This window comes from Pseudarthrobacter sp. NBSH8 (assembly GCF_014217545.1).
Classification (GTDB): Bacteria; Actinomycetota; Actinomycetes; order Actinomycetales; family Micrococcaceae; genus Arthrobacter.
This window is the reverse complement of sequence record NZ_CP043178.1, coordinates 81,996-99,756: the sequence shown is the minus strand read 5'-3', so window position 1 is coordinate 99,756 and position 17,761 is coordinate 81,996. Positions and strand designations below refer to the sequence as shown.

Genomic DNA, 17,761 nt, shown 5'->3' with positions numbered 1-17,761 from the left:
ATACGACATCCCCGGTCATCCCACGTGCGAGCCCACCTTGCTGGGCGGTACGGCGTTCGTCGCCGCCACAGTTGCGTACCAGAGGCCGCTGGCCTTGGGTATCCGCTCCAGGGTCTCGTAATCTACCCGGACCAGCCCGAACCGCTGGTGGTACCCGTAGGCCCACTCGAAGTTGTCCAGCAGGGACCACGCGAGGTAGCCGCGGACGTCCGCGCCGGCGTCGATCGCCTCCCGCACCGCGCGTAGGTGTGCGTCAAAATAGGCCAGCCGGTCCTGGTCGTCGACGAAGCCGTCGGCGTCGGGGGTGTCCGGGTAGGCGGCCCCGTTTTCCGTCATGTAAATCGGGATGCCGGCCGGACCCGTGTACTCCCGCTGGAGCCGCGTCAGCAGCCGAAACAGGCCCTCGGGCTGGACCTCCCAGCCCATGCCGGTCACCGGCAGCCCGCGCGGCACCGAGTGCACACCGTCGGCGGCGACGAACGGCGATACCGCGGGCCGGCTGGCGGACTCCGGCGCGGCCTCCGCCGTCGTCGTCACGGTTTCCGGGCGGTCCGGCTGTTCGGCCGGGGACACCGATCTGGTGAGGGCTTCGCCCTGGTAATAGTTGACGCCGAGCAGGTCCAGTGCCGCTGAAATGACGGCCAGATCGCCTTCCTGGACAACAGCGTCGAAGCCGAGCCCGGAAACATCGTCGAGCACGTCCGCGGGGTATTCACCGCGGAGGAGCGGATCCAGGAAGATCCTGTTGTGCAGCCCGTCGATGCGGCGGGCCGCGTCACGGTCGATGGCGGAGTCGGGATCGGCCGGATCCGCAACCGTGAGATTCAGGGTGATGCCCAGTTTTGCGTCCGGGTCGCGCCGGCGCAGTTCGGCAACGGCGAGGCCGTGGCCGAGCAGCAGATGGTGAGCGGCGGAGAGCGCGGCTGCCGGTTCCTGACGGCCCGGCGCGTGGACACCGGCGGCGTAGCCAAGGAACGCTGAGCACCATGGTTCATTGAGCGTGGTCCAGATCCGCACCCGGTCGCCGAGGGCCTCGTGCATCACGGCGGCGTAGGCGGCGAAAAGCCGGGAGGTCTCCCTGTTGGCCCAGCCGCCCTCGTCCTCCAGGGCCTGGGGCAGGTCCCAGTGGTACAGCGTCAGCCAGGGGGTGATGCCTGCGGCCAGCAGTTCATCCACCAGACGGGAGTAGAACGCGATCCCCTCCGGGTTCGGCGTTCTGCCGTCCGGCATGCAGCGCGCCCAGGACACGGAGAACCGGTACGCCTTAAGATGCAGCGATTTCATCAAGGCGACATCCTCGGCGGTGCGATGGTAGTGGTCGCATGCGACGTCGCCATTGTGGCCGTCGGCGACCGCCCCGGGAACCCGGCAGAAGGTGTCCCAGATTGAGTCTTTCCGGCCGCCGAGGTGGGCGGCCCCTTCTATCTGGTAAGCGGCAGTGGCCGCCCCCCACAGAAAACCCTCGGGGAATGAGAGCGGGGTGGTGTTCATCCTTTTACTGCTCCTTGCATGATTCCGGAAACGAGCTGGCGGCCTGCGGCGACAAATAGCAGCAACAGCGGAACGGTGGCCAGGACTGCTCCAGCCAGGACCACCGAGTAGTCCACAAAGTGTGCGGCCTGCAGCAGCTGCAACGCCACCGGCAATGTGGGATTTGAGGGGTCAAGGACGATGAATGGCCAGAAGAAGTTCGTCCAGGTGGCTACGAACGTGAACAGCGCCAGCATGGCAGCGGCCGGCCGGGCGGCCGGGAATCCTATGTACCAGAAGGACTGGATCATGGAAGCGCCGTCCATCCGCACCGCCTCGATGAGCTCGTCCGGGAGGGCGTCCCGCAGATACTGGGTCATCCAGAACACGCCGAAGGCCGTGACAACACCGGGAATGATGACAGCCCACAGCGAGCCGGTCCAGCCGAGCTTGGACATCACGATGAACAGCGGGACGACGCCCAGCTGAGTCGGGACGGCCATAGTGGCGACCACAAAGACCAGGAGCACCTTGCTCCCCCGGAACCGGAGCTTGGCGAAGGCGAACCCGGCGAGTGTGGAGAAGGCCACGACGGAAGCCGCCGTCACGCTGGAGACGATGAGGCTATTGCCCATGGCTTTCCAAAACGGGATGCTGTCGAAGACTTTCGCCGCGTTGGCAATGAAGTTCCCTCCGGGCAGCAGCGGTATGCCGCGGCTCAGGACTGTGTTGTCATGGCTGCCAACGAGGAAGGACCAGTAGAGCGGAAAGAGGGACGCGAGCAGCACAGCTCCCAGGAAACCGTAGGTCAGGAATCCTGGCCGGCGCGTGCCGGCGGAGCCCGTTTTTCCTCCGGCGCCGGGCCTCCGCCGCGCCGCGGCCCGCGCGGCGCCCTTGCCTGCGTTCTGTTCGATCATGGGGATGGAGCTCACTTGCGGCCTCCCTGGCTTGCGATGCGCTTGGTGATGACGAAGTTGAGCAGGGCTATCAGCACGATCATCATGAAGAGCAGCCACGCCACGGCCGAGGCCCTGCCAAAGTTCCGCTGGCCCCAACCGAGCTCCCAGATATACATGGTCAGCGTCTGCCACTGCCTGTCCGCCCCGCCCAGCCCGGACTGGTCGAAGACACGCGCCTCGTCGAAGATCTGCAGTCCGCCGATGGTGGACGTGATGACGACGAAAATCACCGTCGGCCGCAACATGGGAACAGTCACGGAGAAAAACTGCCGCAGCCTCCCGGCGCCGTCGATGGTCGCGGCCTCGAACACGTCCCGCGGGATTGCCTGCATGGCCGCGAGGAAGATGAGCGCGTTGTAGCCCGTCCAGCGGAAGTTCACCATGGTGGCGATCGCCGTATGGCTGGCGAGCGAATCAGAATGCCAACGGACCCGGCCAAGCCCCAGTGCTTTCAAAATCTCGTTGATCAGGCCGAACTGGTCGGCGAAGAGATTGTTGAAGATCAGGCCCACCGCTACAGGTGCGACGACGAACGGCACCAGGATCCCCATCCGCCAGAATGTCCTGGCCCTCAGATTCGCGTCCAGCACCGCCGCTATTACCAGGGCAATGACGACCTGGGGAACGGAGGACAGGAGGAAAATGCTGAGCGTATTGCCAACAGCGTTCCAATAGTAGGGCTGCGACAGGACGAAGCCGTAGTTCTCCAGTCCCGTGAACTTCCCCTGCCCGCCGATTAGGTTCCAGTTGTGCAGCGAAACCCAGCCTGTGTAAATCAGCGGAAAAAGTCCCGTGATGGCAAACAGGATGAAGAACGGGGAGATGTACAGATAGGGGGAGAGTTTCACGTCCCACTTGGAGACCTGCTGGGAGAGCGCCAGACGCCGAACGCTTTTGCTGCCGCCCGGCGGCGGTGGCACATCGCCGCCGCTCCGGGGCTTGACCTGGTCCGTAACCGTCATCGTCTACAGGGACTTTACGGCGGTGACGAACTTCTCCCAGGAGGAGGCGGCGTCGTCCGTCTTGTCGACGTCCACGCGGGTGAGGGCCTGCTGCATGGCGTCATTAATAGCGAAGAACTTGGTGCCCTTGAACGGGGTTACCTCAACGGCCTTGGCACGTTCGGCGAAGATCTGGCCCGTGGGTGCGCCGTTGAAAAAGGTATTCGTCTGGCCCAGCAACTCGCTGCTTTCCAGTGCCTGCTTCTGGCTCGGGAAGGTGCCCTTGGCAGTGAAGGCCTTGACCTGCTGCTCGGGGGCGGTCAGCCAGCCGGCCAGTTTCTTTGCCTCGGCCTGGCTGTCACTTTGTGTGGGGACAGTAAGGTAGGAGCCGCCCCAGTTGCCGCCGCCGCCGGGGAAGACGTTGGCGACGTCCCAGCCGGTAACTCCGGCCGCGTTGCCTTCAATGACACCGAGCATCCAGCCCGGGCAGAGGGTCGTCGCGAAAGCGCCTGTCTGGAATCCGGAGGCCCAGTCATCGCTCCACTGGCCGAGGTGGGCTGAGAGCCCGTCCTCCGCGGAGGCTTTCAGGACCTGGTTGTAGGTGTCCTTGACCTTCTGGTTTTCCGTGGCGATGACGGTGCCGTCCTCCTCCTCATAGACCTTCTTAAGCTGGTTGCTCATGCCCTGGTAGATCGCCCCGGCGGAGTCGAACCAGGCAGAGTCCGGGTTGGCTGCCTTGAACTTCTTGCCGGCCTCAAAGTAGCTCTCCCAGGTCCCGCCCAGCATCTTCGCAACTTCCCCGCGCTCGGTGGGCAGGCCCGCTTTTTTGAGCAGCTCGGCGTTGTAGCAGACCGCCTCGGGCCCGGAGTCGGTGCCGTAGCCCAGAAGCTTGCCGTCGGCGGTCTTCGCAGCGTCGGCCTTCCAGTCCAGCCAGCGTCCTTCGACAGCCGGGTCGGTCAGGTCGGTGAAGCGGTCGGGATATTGGAGCAGCTCGGGCAGCCAGTCCACCTCAACGGCTTCAATATCGGACAACCCGGACCCGGCTGCCAGCCGGGTGGTGAGGTTATCGCGGGCTTCGTTGGTGGTGGCCGCCTTCTTGTGCTCGATCGTGACGTTCGGGTTCAGCGTTTCGTATTCTTCAAAAAGCTTCTCGTAGCCGAACTCATTAAACGTGCCAACGGTCAGGGTCACCGGCTTGGAACCGGTGGCCCCGTCCGCGCCGGACTTCTCGGGGGCGGATGAACCGCAGGCCGTCAGCGATAGGGCCAGGCAGGCGGCCGCAGCGGACAGCACAGAGAACTTGTTTGGGTTTTTCACAGGGAAGACTCCTTCGTCAAGATTCCATCCGGTTCACAGCGCCGGAAGTCGCCGTGGCCGGAGGGGGGCAGCCGCACCGTCTGCGGGCTGGGCGATCCGCGTGGGAGCGCTCTCACCGACATGGTGTCCCACCTCACATCGGCTTGTCAAGGCCGGGCTCCTCCGGGGAAACAAACCCTTGCCCGGGGCCTGGGGCGATGTTACGCTCCAGTGTGGGAGCGCTCCCACTATGGTGGTGACCCAGTCGGGATCAACCGTCTTTGCCGCCGAATGCGACGAAACCCGCCCTCAGAGAACAGGACCAGCAATGCCGCTAGCCCATTTCCCCGCTCGTTCAGCGGGCACCCCAGCCGACGTTCCGCAGCAGCCGCGTCTCCGGATCCGGTCCATTGCCGGCACTGCCGCACTCCTCATCGGCCTCATCGGCAGCGGCGGCGGCGTTGCGGCTGCCTCTGTGGCGGGAGCGCCGCAGACCCCCACGCCCGCACCCCGCCAGGCCGCCCCGCAGGCGGGCGACCCCGGCTTCGGCCCCAATGTCCGAATCTTCGACCCCAGCATGCCGGTGGCCGATATCCAGGCAACTGTCGACGCCATAGCGGCCGCACAGGTCGACGACGAAATGGGTTCCAAGCGGTACTCCCTTTTGTTTAAGCCCGGCACCTATGGCACCGCCGAGGAGCCCCTCATCGTCCAGGTCGGCTACTCGACCGAGGTCGCGGGCCTGGGCGCTTCACCCACGGATGTCACCATCAACGGGCACGTTGATGTGTACAACCGGTGCCTGACCGCGGACAACTGCATCGCGCTGAACAACTTCTGGCGCTCACTGTCCAACCTCACCATCAACGTCACCGGCCTCGACGGCTGCCGGAGTTCGGCCAACTTCTGGGCTGCCTCGCAGGCCTCCCCCATGCGGCGGGTCAACATCACCGGCGGCAACCTGTCCCTCATGGACTACTGCACCGCCGGACCGCAGTATGCCAGCGGAGGGTTCATTTCCGACTCCAAGACCGGCACCGTGATCAACGGTTCGCAGCAGCAGTATTTCGTTCGTGACAGCAGCATCGGCGATTGGTCCAACGGGGTCTGGAACCAGGTCTTCTCCGGCGTGGACGGTGCCCCGGCGCAGTCCTTCCCGAATCCGCCCTACACCAACCTCGCGGGCACCCCGGTCAGCCGGGAGAAGCCGTACCTCACCGTCGACGCGGCGGGCCAGTACGGCGTCTTCGTTCCCGGGGTCCGCAGGGACTCTGCCGGAACCACATGGGAAAACGGTCCGACGGCGGGCCGCAGTATCCCGCTTTCCGACTTCTTCGTGGCCAGACCCGGCGATTCGGTCAAGACCATCAACTCCCAGCTGGCTCGCGGCAAAAACCTGCTGCTGACCCCGGGGGTCTACGACATCGACCAGAGCATTGAGGTCAAGCGTGCCAACACGGTTGTGCTCGGGCTCGGCATGGCCACCCTCACCGCCGTCAATGGCGCCGTGCCGCTGACAGTCGCGGATGTCCCCGGCGTCGATATCGCCGCCGTCACTGTGGATGCCGGCGAGGTGAACTCGCCCGCTCTGATGCGCATCGGCAAGGTCGCGGATTCTGCAGGCGGCGGCCAGAAGTCACTGAATCACAGCGACCCTTCCAACCCCACCACGCTGCACGACGTGTTCTTCCGCATCGGCGGACCGCACGTGGGCAAGGCTTCGCTGAGCCTGGAAGTCAACAGCGACAACGTGCTCCTGGACCACATCTGGGCCTGGCGGGCGGACCACGGCAACGGTGTCGGCTGGACCACCAACACGGCGGACAACGGCGTCATCATCAACGGCGACCACGTCACGGCCACCGGCTTGTTCGTGGAGCACTACCAGCAGTACAACGTCATCTGGAACGGTGAGCACGGCAAAACGGTGTTCTTCCAGAACGAGCTGCCCTACGATGCGCCCAACCAGGCCGCCTGGCAGCATGACGGAGTCCTTGGCTGGGCAGGCTACAAGATCGCTGATTCGGTCAAGACCCATGAACTCTGGGGCGGGGGGAGCTACGTCTACAACAACGTGGATCCAACGATTCACGCCACCCGTGGCTTCGAAGTACCGGTCACGCCCGGAGTGAGGCTCCGTGGCCTGCTGACCGTCAACCTCGGCGCAGGAACGCTGGACCACGTCATCAATGACACCGGTGCGCCCGTCTCGACGGACGCCGTCGGGGTGCCCAGCTACGTTGCCAGCTTCGGCTAAGACCACGCCGGCGGGCGGGATCCCATGTCCCGCCCGCCCGAGGGCCACGCCTGGCATGCTCTTTGGCCACCCCCGACGACACGCCTTCTACTCCGCGCGGCGCTAAGTTCCTGCCGCTACCGGAGTACCGGCGCGCCAGGAATTTAGCGCGTCGTGGAAAGGTATCCGCGTCGCGGGCGTGACGTGGGCAGCCGCCCCCGCACGGAGGCCACTCCCCAGGCCGTCAGCAGCCGCGGACGCAGATGGGACGGCGGTCTTCAGCCGGTCCGCGGCCAGCTTCCGCTCAGGAGCCCTTGTTAGGGTGCGTGGATGAAACTTCACCTCGCCGCCCTGTCCGCTGTCACCCTCATGATTGCCCTGACCGGTTGCGGCCAGGTGGAGGACGCCGCGAACAAGGCCGTCAGCGACGGCGCCTCCCAGGTCGCCACGGCGGCCGGCAGTGAAGTGAAGAAGCAGGCCTGCGCCCTCGTCGAGGACGGCCTGATCAGTGTCCAGGACAAGGAACTGCTGGGCGGTCTGGTTGCCGGCGCGGAGACCGCGGGCGCCCCCGCCGAGATCACCACCCCGCTGCGCCAGATCGCCGACTCCGGCGACCAGGTTCCGGCCGACTCCGTCAAGGCCCTCCAGGACGCCTGCGCCAAGTAGAGGCCAGATCCTGAAGCAGCGCTTTAGCGCTTGCCCTTTTTGCGTGAGCCTTTGCCGCGGCCCTTGTCCGGATTCGGGGCGTACCGCTGGGCCACCTTCGGCTTCTTAACCGCGGGGCCGCGCCGGTCCGGCTTCGGTTCCTTCTTGGGCTTCTCCTGCTGGGCCGAGGGCTGCCGGGAGCTCGCCGCGGTGCGGCCGCGGACAATCCCGATGAACTCCTCGATGATGTCGTCCGTGGAATCGCTGGGCCAGGCCAGCGCGATCTCCGTGCTCGGGGCACCTGTCAGCCGGCGGGCCACAGTGTCCTTGACGTTGAAATGCCGGGCCACGGACATGGGCAGGATCACCAGGCCAGCGCCGGACGCCACCACCTGCATGGCCGCTTCCGGGCCACCCAATTCGGCGACATCCAGGAAAGTCTCTGCCGACAGGTCGGCCAGGGCCACTTCCTCAAACACTGAAATCTCGTGCCCCTTGGGCGCCACCACCACGGGCTGCTCCTCATACAGGGGAATCACGTTGAGGCCCTCGCGCTCCACCGGAAGCCGCACAAAGCTGAGGTCCGCAGAACCGTCACCTAGTACGGAAAGCTGGGCGCCGTCGTCGGACATAAACGACTCCAGCGGGATGTCCAGCACGCGCTCTTCCCAGCGGCGGATCCACTTGCCCGGGGTCACGCCGGCCACATAGGCGAAGCGGAGCACGCGGGGCGCCTCCTGCTCCGGCGATTCGTCGGGACTGGCGTTCTGCGGGGATTTATTGTCTGCGGGCACGTCTTCACAGTACCGCCCGCGCGGCCCCGCAATACCGGAACTGTTGTTGAAATGGGGCGGGACTGGTACTGAGATGGTGCAGTATTGGTGCCTTTCAGGCGGGCAGCCGGATACCCTTGAATCATGACCTCTGCAAACTCCCAGTCCATGAAGCCGGCCACCGTTGCCAAGAAGCTTGGCATCTACCTGCCGGCAACACCGCAGGAGTTCCAGGATTCAACCATCAGCCGCGCCGATTTCGCCGAACTCCAGACCAACCCGCCGGAGTGGCTCGCGGAACTCCGCCGCAACGGCCCGCACCCCCGCCCGGTTGTGGCCCAGAAGCTGAACGTCTCCATCAGCGGCCTGGCCCGCGGCGGTGTTGAGGAAGCGCTGACGACGGCGGAAATCACCGCGCTGCTGCAGGCTCCCCCGGCGTGGCTGGTCACCGAGCGCTCCACCCACGCCGCCGTCCGTACCGAAGCCCAGCGGGTCAAGGACGAGGCAGCCAAGAAGGACGCCAAGAAGGCCCGCGCCCAGGCCGAGTAGCCGCGCCGTTCATAGGCTTGTTCGCGGATCCGAACCTTGACTGTCCGGATCCGCGGACCAGCCTATGTTGTTTTTGGGGAACGTCAGTCCTGGTGCAACTGCACGAAGTTGCCGCAGCCATCGTCGAAGACTGCACTGATCCCGGACGGATCCTCTGATGGTTCGCCCTGGAAGGTCACGCCTGCGGCCACCAGCCGGCCGTACTCGGGCATCGCCATCAGCGTCTCGAACCCGAGGGTCCCGGTGTAGAACGTATGGGTGCGGCCGGATCCTGGACATGGATGCTGCACATTTTCAGTCTCATGGTCCCAAGCTACCGGCCCGCGGCAGGGGCGGGAACCTCCGGCACGAATCCCGGAAGGCGGCGCAGAAGGTCCCGCCATTGACCCCGGCGTCCGAAGGGGTTGCAATGGAAGGAGCAACCCGGAATCCTGGGCCGGGTCTGACGCGGGGAGGTGCCGCAGTGCCGGCATTCGCAGAATCCGTCCTGTTTGGAGCCTTGCAGCTGGGCTTCTGGGGTGCAGTGCTGGTGTGCGCGGTGGCCGCCACTGTCCTGGCTGTCCGCCGGCATTCGACGCCGGACCCTGCCGTCCACGCCCCTGACCCCGTATTCTGGGACGTTTTTATGGGGTCTGCCGTGGCAATCCCGGCGATCCTCATTCCCACACTTGCGTCACCTTGGTCCGGCGCAATCCTGGCTGTGCTGGGGACAGGAGCGGGCGTGGCCGCGTACCGGGGCAGTCCCCAAATCCTGGCGTGGCAGGAACGCCGCCGCCAGCAAAGGCAGGACGGGCCCGTGCACACCGCGGCGCAGGCTGAACATGACGCACTTCTGGCCCGGTGGAGCCGCTACGAACTGGACCCCGCCTGCTGCATCGACTACCCCGCCATGACGGACGTCCGGCTGCCCGAGACGTCCGCGCTGATCCGCGCCATGAGGGAGGCGGAACAGCTGCGGACCGTGCCGCACCAGGGCTACGCTCCCGCCGTCGCCCGCTTTGGCCTTGCCCTCGCTGCGGCGGAACGGGCTGCCGGGATCCCTGCCGGACTTCCCGCCGTCGGACGTTAACTGCTGTGTCGCCGTCGCTGGAGTCCTGCGACGGGGCGCCGTAGCATCCGAGGATGGAAGCCACAGAAGCGGAAATCCGTGACCAGTTCGGCAGGCGCCTGGAGGATAAGGGGGCTTGGCGGCAGGCCATCACGCTGGCAGCGGCCGGGGAACTGACGGCGCGCTGGCTGGAGGGCAAGAGCGGGTACCAGGCGGCCACCTTTACTGTCCGCTACGACGCCGAAACGGAAGCCATCGCGGCGGAGCTTGCCGCCCTGAACAGGAGCGGGCTGTTCACCAAGGAATCCCAGCCCGGGCTGCGGACCGATGGCTCCGCCCAGCGGCAGTACGTGACCGGCTTCTGCAGTGCGGAGGCGGCCGCGGAACTCCTGGCCCTCTCCACCCGGACTGAGCTGGTGACGGTGGCCCACGCCCCGGGCGAGGCCAGCAGCGCCGCCATCCCGGTTACGCTCGACGGCGGCGAGGTAGTTACCGTCCTCGGCTCCAGCGAGACTCCGGTGGAGGAAGATCAGATCCGGGACTGGGCGGACGAAACCAACGAAACACTGGCCCTGCTGCTCGCTGACTCCTGGTACGTGGAAATCCTGGATCCGGGCTGGGGCCGGAATGACGTACTGCTGCCGGCGGTCCTCGCCGCACTGACAGCCGCGCCGTAGCAGCGGGCGGCCCCAGGCCGTCCCCTAAAGCTCCACCGTGCCGCTTTCGCCGACGCTCATGCGGCTGTGCGTCACTTTGGACTTGACCCACTGGAGGACGGTGGCGGCCGTCCCGCCCGGACTGGTCCAGTATTCTGCGGATTCCGAGTCCACCCGGAGCAGGCACACCTCCGGGGTATCCGGACGAGGTTACCGAGCTTCGGTCTCTGATCGAGCCACCGACTATGGGTAGGATTACGGGCTTAATACCCGATGCTGACCTGCCACAACTCCGTGTGTTGGCCCAGGCCATAGTCGACGCGGCACAATCCAAGGACGTAGTCGCGTTCGTTGAAGCGGACACAGACTTTCATCTCAGCCTGCTTGCCTACTCCGGTAATCAAAGGTTGCTGGGCGTAATCAGGCATCGCCCTGGCCAAGCAGCGCGGCGCCTACAAGGGGCGGAAAAAGACCCTCACGCCGGAACGGGCGGCCGAGCTGGTTCAGCGCGCCGGCAGCGGTGTTCCGAAAGCTGTTCTTGCCCGTGATTATGGGATCAGCCGCGAGACGGTTTATCAGTACCTGCGCCACGCCAAGCTGGAGTGCACCGCTCCCCGGCCGACGCTGTCCGTTCCATGACTAAACCGGCATTTCCACAGGTCAGGACCCGGCCAAAAAGTCCAAGGCCGGTGCACGCGCACGCTCAGGGCCCGATATTTCACCTTCAACTCAGCCGGCATCTGGTCGTTCGCTTACACCAGGTGAACCCCGGAGCAAGGAGCTTCTCATGCACCACGTCACCGAGGATCTTCCCGCGGGACTGCTCGACCCAGGAGGCCAATGCATGCAACTCATGGCGGTGGTCGGCCCGTCCGCAGGGTTACTCCCAGCTTAGTGCTGGTGCCGCCCGAGCCGCTCCTCTGAATCCGATGGGTCCTGATACGTGCACATCTGGTGGGCGGACAGCTTTCCGGGTTCGTCCTTAGCCGGGCTTTGCCCGTGTACCTCCTGGTCGCCCGGAGCAGAACCGTTTGAATGGCGCCCGGGTCTCCGCGCGTGAAATCTTATTCCTTCCTCACTTGAAAAAGTTTGACTCTGGCGGACTTCGTGTGGAACTCCAGAAGTGTCTTGGGACCGGACTCCCCGATGGCCGGGAGTATAACGCCCTGTATGTCCGAAGATCTGCCGACGTTCTAGTTCCGGCCCTGCCGCGGGTGGTTCACCGGTCCTGGTGTTCGCGGGTCTACCCGAAGGGCGCAGGATCGCTGAGGGCCACCGTGAAGGAGCCTAAGTCATGCCGTATAACCAGAATGCCCTGACGCCCTTCCTGCCTCGCCCATGTCCTGGCCATGGCTTCATCAAGCCGGCGCTCCATGCCGGCGCGGTCGGTCACGGTGATAGTGACGTCAATACCGGTTTCGTGGGTCTGACCTCGACACGTGACCGTGGACAGGAACTCAACAGCTGGTGTGGATTTCGGCGCGGGTCGACGAGCGCCGTCGTACGAAGGGGTATATGACCAACAGCACCGCAAGCGCGCCCAGACTGAGCCAGACCTGGGGGGCGTTGGCGGGGTTAAGGGCCATGAGGATCACGATGAGAGCGACGGCGGCAAGCACAACGATGTTGAGCCATGGGTGCAACCACATCTTGAGCTTGAGCGACTCCCGCTCAGCAGCGCTCATGCAGTTCCGCAGCCGCCACTGCGTCAGGGCCACGAACGCGTACACGAACATCGCCACGAGCCCTGCGGAGTTCATGATGAAGTCGAAAATTACCTTCGGTGCCACGTAGTTGGCAGCGATCGCGATGTAGCCGACCACGGTCGAGAGCAGGATCGCCTTCCAGGGTACGCCGGACCGGTTGCGGTCCTCGACCCAGCGGGGCGCATAACCGTGCTTGGACAGGGCGAAGAGCATCCGCGATCCGGAGTAAAGGCCCGAATTAAGCACCGACAGTGCAGCGGTGAGCACGACGGCGTTCATCACTTGGTCGGCCGCCGGGAGGCCGAAGCGACCGAACGCGAACGCGAACGGGCTCGTCGTCGAGGGAAGTTCGTCCCAGGGAACCACCATGAGTAGGATCGCGACCGAGCCGATGTAGAAGAATACGATGCGCCACACGATAGTGTTCGTGGCCTTCGCGACGGCCTTGGCCGGCTGCTCTGATTCTGCCGCGGCCATCGTGACGATCTCGGTGCCGAAGTAGCTAAAAACCACGACGGCGACGCCGTTTAGGACGGCCGCCCAGCCGTATGGCATGAAGCCGTGCGCTGTCAGGTTGGCGACCGACCCCGTCGAATTCGGCAGCAAACCCAGGACGTAAAGCGTGCCGAAGATGAGGAACACGACGATAGCGGAGACCTTGATCGACGCGAGCCAGAACTCAGTCTCGCCGAACGAGCGCAAAGACATGAGATTACTGATCGTTAATAAGAGGAGGCCGGCAAGCGCAAAACTCCAGTCCGGCACCATAGGAATCCATTCATGCAATATCCGCCCCACGATGACCGCCTCGAAGGCGACGACCCCGACCCAAAAATACCAATAGAGCCAACCGATCGTGAATCCCGCCCACTCACCAAGTCCCTCGCGGGCGTACTCCATGAACGAGCCGACGACCGGACGGTTCGTGGACATCTCGCCCAGCATGCGCATGACGAGGATGACGAGTGCTCCGCCAATTGCGTACGAAATCAGCGCGGCAGGGCCCACTGAACGGATCACGGTGCCGGAGCCCACGAAGAGACTCGCACCGATGATGCCACCCAGCGCGATCATCGTCAGATGCCGAGGACGGAGACTCGCGTGAGCGGTCGATTTCGTGCTCGCGCCGGATTCGCCGGTGGCGGTTTGTGGGGGCGGAGCGAGGGTCGCGGGATCTTGCATACGTATCTTCATTCCTAGGCTAAGAGGGTAGAGGTGATGCCGAGCACAATTCCCTGACAGTGTGCGTTAGCCCGTTCCCGAAGACCATGGATGGACTGCACTGATTCCTTGGGCTCTCTTATACACAATGCACAACGCGCTTCCCCTGACTGCCAGCGTGGAACTTAAAGCACACTGGGGATGGTCAGTTCAAACTGCCAACCTGCGAAAGGGATGGTGTCCGACCGGACGGAGGTCTTTCCACGGGCCGGCTCTGGCATCGGGGAGTATGCAAGAGTAGCCTCGGTTGCATAATTTGGCGGCGACCGGCGTGACCTGAGGGGCCAAGGCACGCTGGTGCCAGTTTCTTAGAGGGGCCGGGATGGCTGGATGGAATGCTGACACGGCGGCCGGGCCGTTAGGCACCGGGGCGGTCACGTTGGTGGAAGGATCTTCTTTCTGTATTTCGTTGCCGAACGGGGACATCCTTCCCGAACATCCGCACGGTCTCTTCGTCCTCGACACCCGGATCCTGTCCGGCTGGAGCCTGACCATTAACGGCCAGCCGCTGGAGCCCCTTGCCGCGGAGACGAAGGAGCCCTACCGGGCACTCTTTGCCGGCCGTGCCCCCCGCCTGGACGGGTACGCGGACAGCCCGCTGATCGTGGAGCGTCTGCGCGAAGTGGGCGCCGGCCTCCAGGAGCAGGTCACCGTCCGCAATTACTCCGTGGAGCCGGCCGAATGCGTGATCTCCGTGGGGATTGAGGTGGATTTCGCGGACCTTTTCGAGGTCAAAGAGGCACGAATCCAGCGCCGTTGGGAGGAAACCCGCCAAGTGGAGGGCGACGCGCTAAGCATACGGGCGCTCTGGCAGGAGTTGCGAAAGGGCGTCGTGATCCAGGCCCCCCGGGCCGAGGTCACGCCCGAAGCGCTGACGTACCGGGTGTCGGTCGCGCCGCACGGGCAGTGGAGCACCGTCCTCACCGTCGTTCCCGGCACGGACGGGGCTGGCGCCGCGGCGGCCTTCGTCCATGCTGAAGGGGACGGAGTGTCCCCGCGGGACCGGCGCCGGCAGGAGTGGGTGGCCAGGATCCCGGTGCTGCAGATGGGCAACCGGTCGATCGAACGGACCTTGCGGCGCAGCTACGATGACTTGGGTGCCCTGCGGATTGAAGACGCGGAGCATCCGGACCGGGTGGTGGTGGCCGCCGGGGCGCCCTGGTTTATGACCCTGTTCGGCCGGGACTCGCTGTGGGCATCGGAAATGGCGCTGCCCGTGGATCCGTCCCTGGCCCTGGGCACGCTGCAGACCCTGGCGGACCGTCAGGGTACCGTGGTGGATCCGATGACGGAGGAGGAGCCGGGCAAGATCCTGCATGAGGTACGGCTCGATGTTTCCAGCGGGCTGGCGCTGGGCGGCAAGTCCGCCTACTACGGCAGCGTCGATGCCACCCCGCTATTCGTGATGGTACTCGGATCGGTCAGCCGATGGGGTTTTGCCGCGGAGACCATCGCCGCGTTGCTGCCGCACGCGGACCGTGCGCTGGCGTGGATTCGGGATTATGGGGACAAGGACGGAGACGGATTTGTCGAGTATGAGCGCCTCAACGGCCAGGGCCTGATCAACCAGGGCTGGAAGGACTCATGGGACGGGATTAATTTCGCCGACGGCAGGATGGCCGAGCCGCCGATCGCGCTCTGCGAGGTGCAGGCCTACGTGTATATCGCGTATCAGTCTCGTGCCTCGATGGCGTACGACGCCGGCGACACGGCCTTGGGAGACGAGCTAGCCGGCCGGGCGGCGCGATTGAAGAAGACGTTTAACGAGCAGTTCTGGATCCCCGAGCGCGGGTATTACGCCATCGCCCTGGACCGCGACAAGCGGCCGGTCGACGCGTGCGCGTCCAACATGGGCCACTGCCTCTGGCTGGGCCTCATCGATGAGGACAAGGCGCCTTTGGTGGTCGAACGGCTGATGTCCCCGGAGATGTTCAGCGGCTGGGGCGTCCGGACTCTGGCGGCCGACATGGGCGCCTACAACCCGGCGAGCTACCACAACGGATCGGTCTGGCCGCACGACAATGCGATCATCGCCGCCGGGATGCTGCGCTACGGGTTCGTTGAGCAGGCCCAGCGGATCTCCACAGCACTGCTTGAGGCGGCCGAATACTCCGGGGGCCGGCTGCCGGAGCTCTTCTGCGGCTTCGGCCGGGACCAGTTCACGGCACCCGTGCCCTATCCGACGGCGTGCTCGCCGCAGGCCTGGGCGGCGACCACCCCGATCCTGCTGGTGACGAGCCTGATGCGCTATGACACCCATGTTTCCCGTGGCGGCTTTTGGATGGATCCGGTCCTCCCGGAATCCTACGGCGACCTCCACATCACCAACGCGCCCATTGCCGGCGGCCGGATCACCATCGACATCGCCAATGCCGTCCCCACCGTCCAGGGGCTGCCCGAAGGGATGGCATTCCACAGAGGGCACCGTCCTTGGTTTACCGAACTGGTGGAGCTGGCCGCCCGGCGCCCAAAGCCTTAGCGAAGTGCCGCCTCGGCTGACTGGCTCGAGGCTCGGTTCAGTCCCGCTTCCGCAGCCATGACATCCGGGTCCCACTTGCGTGTTTTACGGTTTGCCCGATTCGTTCCAGGTCTGGCTCAAAGCAACGACGTCATCATGAAAGGCGAGGTAAAGGTTGGCAATTATCCGTGGGCTCGAGAGTGACCCGCCTACCAAAGTTTCAACTTTCTTCAACCGGTATCGGACGGTGTTCGGGTGAACGAACAGCACTCCAGCGACCTTCGCAACGTCCAGATCGTTCACCAGGTAGCAGATGACCGTCTGTTCCAGTTCGTTGTCGCCATGCAGTGCTTCAACAAACAGATTTAGCTTGTCCTTATCCTGTGGTGACCGCCGACGGGCCAGGAGCCACGTGGCTGGGTCCACGTCGTCCAGCCGGACGATCCCCTTATAAACCCCGGAGCCGGTCCTTATCGCCGCCTGGATTTGCCTGCGGGCGATGCCTGCCGCTGCCTCCGCTTCCCGGAAAGCCTCGGGGGTCCTGGCGAGGTCGGAATAAGGTTCAGACAGGCCGACGAAAACAGACCTGTCGGTCAACTCCAGCCACGCGTCCAAGGCTGATGAGTTCGAAACCACAGCATGAAAGCCCGGAGGACTCTCGGGAGTTCGCCCATTCTCCGCGAGCAATAGTCCCAGGCCACTGGCTTCGGCGCGGCGCAAAAGTTGTTCCGAAAAGGAAAGGTCCATCGGCTGCTGGGCGAGATTCGCGGCGACCACGGCCCTAAGGGGTTCGTAGGGTGTAAATCGGAACGCACGCATACGCTCCCAGTGCCTGAATTCGCGAGCCACGGGCACGCCGTCTTGCAGCAAGGTCAGCAATTGCGTGTTTTCGTGCCGTTGTCTCGAATCTGAAAACTGAGCGATTCCATTCACTGCCGCCAGGAGCCGCTGCGTCGTTTCCAGCAGTAGGTCTCCGAGATCCTTCAGCACGCGGTGATTCCTACTGGCCACCGCAACGATAAAGCCGTCCCCTCGGAGCACCAGTGGCCGGGCCATAACTCCCCACTGTCCTATCACCACGATCTCAGACATGTTATTGCCGTTACGCAGCTCTTTCCAGATCAAGTGGGTCGGCCCGTCCCCGGAGGATTCAACTATTCGTCCGGAATCTTCGTAAAGCACCGCCGTACCCCGGCATGCCGTGGCGAGTCTGACAATGAGGGCGTGGACGGGGTTCTCGGCAGAGATGCTTTGCAGCAGGTCGTTGCTGAGCCAGAGTGCCCGCTTTTGCAGGTAGGCGTCAGGAGAGGCTTGGGACTGGTTGATGAAGTTCTCGATGCGGTGGAAGGGAACGTCGTGTGCCACCGTATACAAAGGGAAACTGGCTTGTTTGCATGCCGCGACCAGCATGGCGGGGACCTGGTCAAAGTAAACCCCAACGCCGAAAAACAGGGCCGCTACGCGGGCCTTCCGCAGATCTTCTACGAGTCTCACGGCCAGCAGTTCATCCCGTTCGGCGTTCACAAACCTCAACCCGGTGGTGAGCAGAACAGTGTTCGGTTCCAGCCAGCCCGCCGGATTGTGGATGTCGCTTGTGTGGGCTCCCGTTATGACAGCGTCCGGGTTGCCCTGGACCAGAGGAGCCAAGCCCAACGGAGCTTCTGATACCACGTCATGAAGAGTGACGGGAGACTTATCGGGCATCCTGACTCCTAACTTCGACGTAACGGAGCGCCGGGCGGAAGGCTGATTGTAATTCTCACAATGGTGTCTGTTCCTTAATTTTAGTTTCGCCAGTGACAG

13 protein-coding genes and 4 pseudogenes are annotated in these 17,761 nt (G+C 64.4%); 8 read left to right on the top strand and 9 right to left on the bottom strand.

The window, feature by feature from the left end; genetic code table 11:
* Window positions 1-15 precede the first annotated feature (15 nt).
* Genes FYJ92_RS00385 through FYJ92_RS00370 form a run of 4 tightly spaced genes read right to left on the bottom strand, consistent with a single transcriptional unit; the run spans window position 16 to window position 4,687 of the window.
* Window positions 16-1,491, bottom strand: coding sequence for a glycoside hydrolase family 1 protein (locus tag FYJ92_RS00385; RefSeq protein ID WP_185262105.1), 1,476 nt, complete (start codon window positions 1,489-1,491; stop codon window positions 16-18).
* Complete coding sequence (locus tag FYJ92_RS00380) at window positions 1,488-2,402, bottom strand: carbohydrate ABC transporter permease (RefSeq protein ID WP_185262104.1); 915 nt, start codon at window positions 2,400-2,402, stop codon at window positions 1,488-1,490. Before FYJ92_RS00380 ends, FYJ92_RS00385 begins: the two co-directional genes overlap by 4 nt.
* Entirely contained in the window at window positions 2,399-3,391 is a 993-nt protein-coding gene (locus tag FYJ92_RS00375; protein WP_185262103.1) for a carbohydrate ABC transporter permease, read from the bottom strand. Before FYJ92_RS00375 ends, FYJ92_RS00380 begins: the two co-directional genes overlap by 4 nt.
* A gap of 3 nt (window positions 3,392-3,394) precedes the next feature.
* Window positions 3,395-4,687, bottom strand: coding sequence for an ABC transporter substrate-binding protein (locus FYJ92_RS00370; protein ID WP_185262102.1), 1,293 nt, complete (start codon window positions 4,685-4,687; stop codon window positions 3,395-3,397).
* A gap of 307 nt (window positions 4,688-4,994) precedes the next feature.
* Here FYJ92_RS00370 and FYJ92_RS00365 point away from each other — a divergent pair, with 307 nt between their 5' ends.
* Window positions 4,995-6,923: an adenylyl cyclase gene (locus FYJ92_RS00365; RefSeq protein WP_255482225.1), complete on the top strand. Its 1,929-nt coding sequence runs from the start codon at window positions 4,995-4,997 to the stop codon at window positions 6,921-6,923.
* Between the two features lie 309 nt (window positions 6,924-7,232).
* Window positions 7,233-7,568 (top strand): hypothetical protein, encoded by a 336-nt coding sequence (locus FYJ92_RS00360; protein ID WP_185262101.1) that lies wholly within the window; start codon window positions 7,233-7,235, stop codon window positions 7,566-7,568.
* Between the two features lie 23 nt (window positions 7,569-7,591).
* Here FYJ92_RS00360 and FYJ92_RS00355 read toward each other — a convergent pair whose 3' ends face one another.
* Window positions 7,592-8,341, bottom strand: coding sequence for a LysR substrate-binding domain-containing protein (locus FYJ92_RS00355; RefSeq protein WP_185262100.1), 750 nt, complete (start codon window positions 8,339-8,341; stop codon window positions 7,592-7,594).
* A 123-nt stretch (window positions 8,342-8,464) separates the two neighbouring features.
* Between FYJ92_RS00355 and FYJ92_RS00350 the strand changes: the two genes are divergently transcribed.
* Window positions 8,465-8,869 carry a DUF5997 family protein gene (locus FYJ92_RS00350; protein WP_160675920.1) on the top strand — a complete coding sequence of 135 codons (405 nt, stop codon included), beginning with the start codon at window positions 8,465-8,467 and terminating at the stop codon, window positions 8,867-8,869.
* Between the two features lie 83 nt (window positions 8,870-8,952).
* On the opposite strand, the pseudogene FYJ92_RS00345 reads toward FYJ92_RS00350, so the two are convergent.
* Window positions 8,953-9,173: pseudogene (locus tag FYJ92_RS00345) on the bottom strand (hypothetical protein).
* 159 nt (window positions 9,174-9,332) lie between these two features.
* Between FYJ92_RS00345 and FYJ92_RS00340 the strand changes: the two are divergent.
* Window positions 9,333-9,938 (top strand): hypothetical protein, encoded by a 606-nt coding sequence (locus FYJ92_RS00340; protein WP_255482224.1) that lies wholly within the window; start codon window positions 9,333-9,335, stop codon window positions 9,936-9,938.
* A gap of 53 nt (window positions 9,939-9,991) precedes the next feature.
* Entirely contained in the window at window positions 9,992-10,594 is a 603-nt protein-coding gene (locus tag FYJ92_RS00335; protein WP_185262099.1) for a hypothetical protein, read from the top strand.
* Between the two features lie 24 nt (window positions 10,595-10,618).
* On the opposite strand, the pseudogene FYJ92_RS00330 reads toward FYJ92_RS00335, so the two are convergent.
* Window positions 10,619-10,777, bottom strand: a pseudogene (locus FYJ92_RS00330) (pyridoxamine 5'-phosphate oxidase family protein); the annotation flags it as partial.
* Window positions 10,778-10,818: 41 nt separating this feature from the next.
* Between FYJ92_RS00330 and FYJ92_RS19255 the strand changes: the two are divergent.
* Window positions 10,819-10,962: pseudogene (locus FYJ92_RS19255) on the top strand (FCD domain-containing protein); the annotation flags it as partial.
* 34 nt (window positions 10,963-10,996) lie between these two features.
* Window positions 10,997-11,212: pseudogene (locus tag FYJ92_RS00325) on the top strand (helix-turn-helix domain-containing protein); the annotation flags it as partial.
* A gap of 818 nt (window positions 11,213-12,030) precedes the next feature.
* On the opposite strand, the gene FYJ92_RS00320 reads toward FYJ92_RS00325, so the two are convergent.
* The gene (locus FYJ92_RS00320; protein WP_185262098.1) at window positions 12,031-13,461 is read right to left on the bottom strand and encodes an amino acid permease; all 1,431 of its coding nucleotides are present in this window, start codon (window positions 13,459-13,461) and stop codon (window positions 12,031-12,033) included.
* 361 nt (window positions 13,462-13,822) lie between these two features.
* Between FYJ92_RS00320 and FYJ92_RS00315 the strand changes: the two genes are divergently transcribed.
* Window positions 13,823-15,979 (top strand): amylo-alpha-1,6-glucosidase, encoded by a 2,157-nt coding sequence (locus FYJ92_RS00315; RefSeq protein ID WP_185262097.1) that lies wholly within the window; start codon window positions 13,823-13,825, stop codon window positions 15,977-15,979.
* 84 nt (window positions 15,980-16,063) lie between these two features.
* Here FYJ92_RS00315 and FYJ92_RS00310 read toward each other — a convergent pair whose 3' ends face one another.
* Window positions 16,064-17,662 (bottom strand): PucR family transcriptional regulator, encoded by a 1,599-nt coding sequence (locus FYJ92_RS00310; RefSeq protein WP_185262096.1) that lies wholly within the window; start codon window positions 17,660-17,662, stop codon window positions 16,064-16,066.
* Between the last annotated feature and the right edge of the window lie 99 nt (window positions 17,663-17,761).

Bases quoted from the DNA above. Each gene is read 5' to 3' on its own strand.
- FYJ92_RS00375 (WP_185262103.1), bottom strand. From the start codon at position 3,391: ATGACGGTTACGGACCAGGTCAAGCCCCGGAGCGGCGGCGATGTGCCA.
- FYJ92_RS00385 (WP_185262105.1), bottom strand. From the start codon at position 1,491: ATGAACACCACCCCGCTCTCATTCCCCGAGGGTTTTCTGTGGGGGGCG.
- FYJ92_RS00335 (WP_185262099.1), top strand. From the start codon at position 9,992: ATGGAAGCCACAGAAGCGGAAATCCGTGACCAGTTCGGCAGGCGCCTG.
- FYJ92_RS00365 (WP_255482225.1), top strand. From the start codon at position 4,995: ATGCCGCTAGCCCATTTCCCCGCTCGTTCAGCGGGCACCCCAGCCGAC.
- FYJ92_RS00320 (WP_185262098.1), bottom strand. From the start codon at position 13,461: ATGCAAGATCCCGCGACCCTCGCTCCGCCCCCACAAACCGCCACCGGC.
- FYJ92_RS00350 (WP_160675920.1), top strand. From the start codon at position 8,465: ATGACCTCTGCAAACTCCCAGTCCATGAAGCCGGCCACCGTTGCCAAG.
- FYJ92_RS00360 (WP_185262101.1), top strand. From the start codon at position 7,233: ATGAAACTTCACCTCGCCGCCCTGTCCGCTGTCACCCTCATGATTGCC.
- FYJ92_RS00310 (WP_185262096.1), bottom strand. From the start codon at position 17,662: ATGCCCGATAAGTCTCCCGTCACTCTTCATGACGTGGTATCAGAAGCT.
- FYJ92_RS00315 (WP_185262097.1), top strand. From the start codon at position 13,823: ATGGCTGGATGGAATGCTGACACGGCGGCCGGGCCGTTAGGCACCGGG.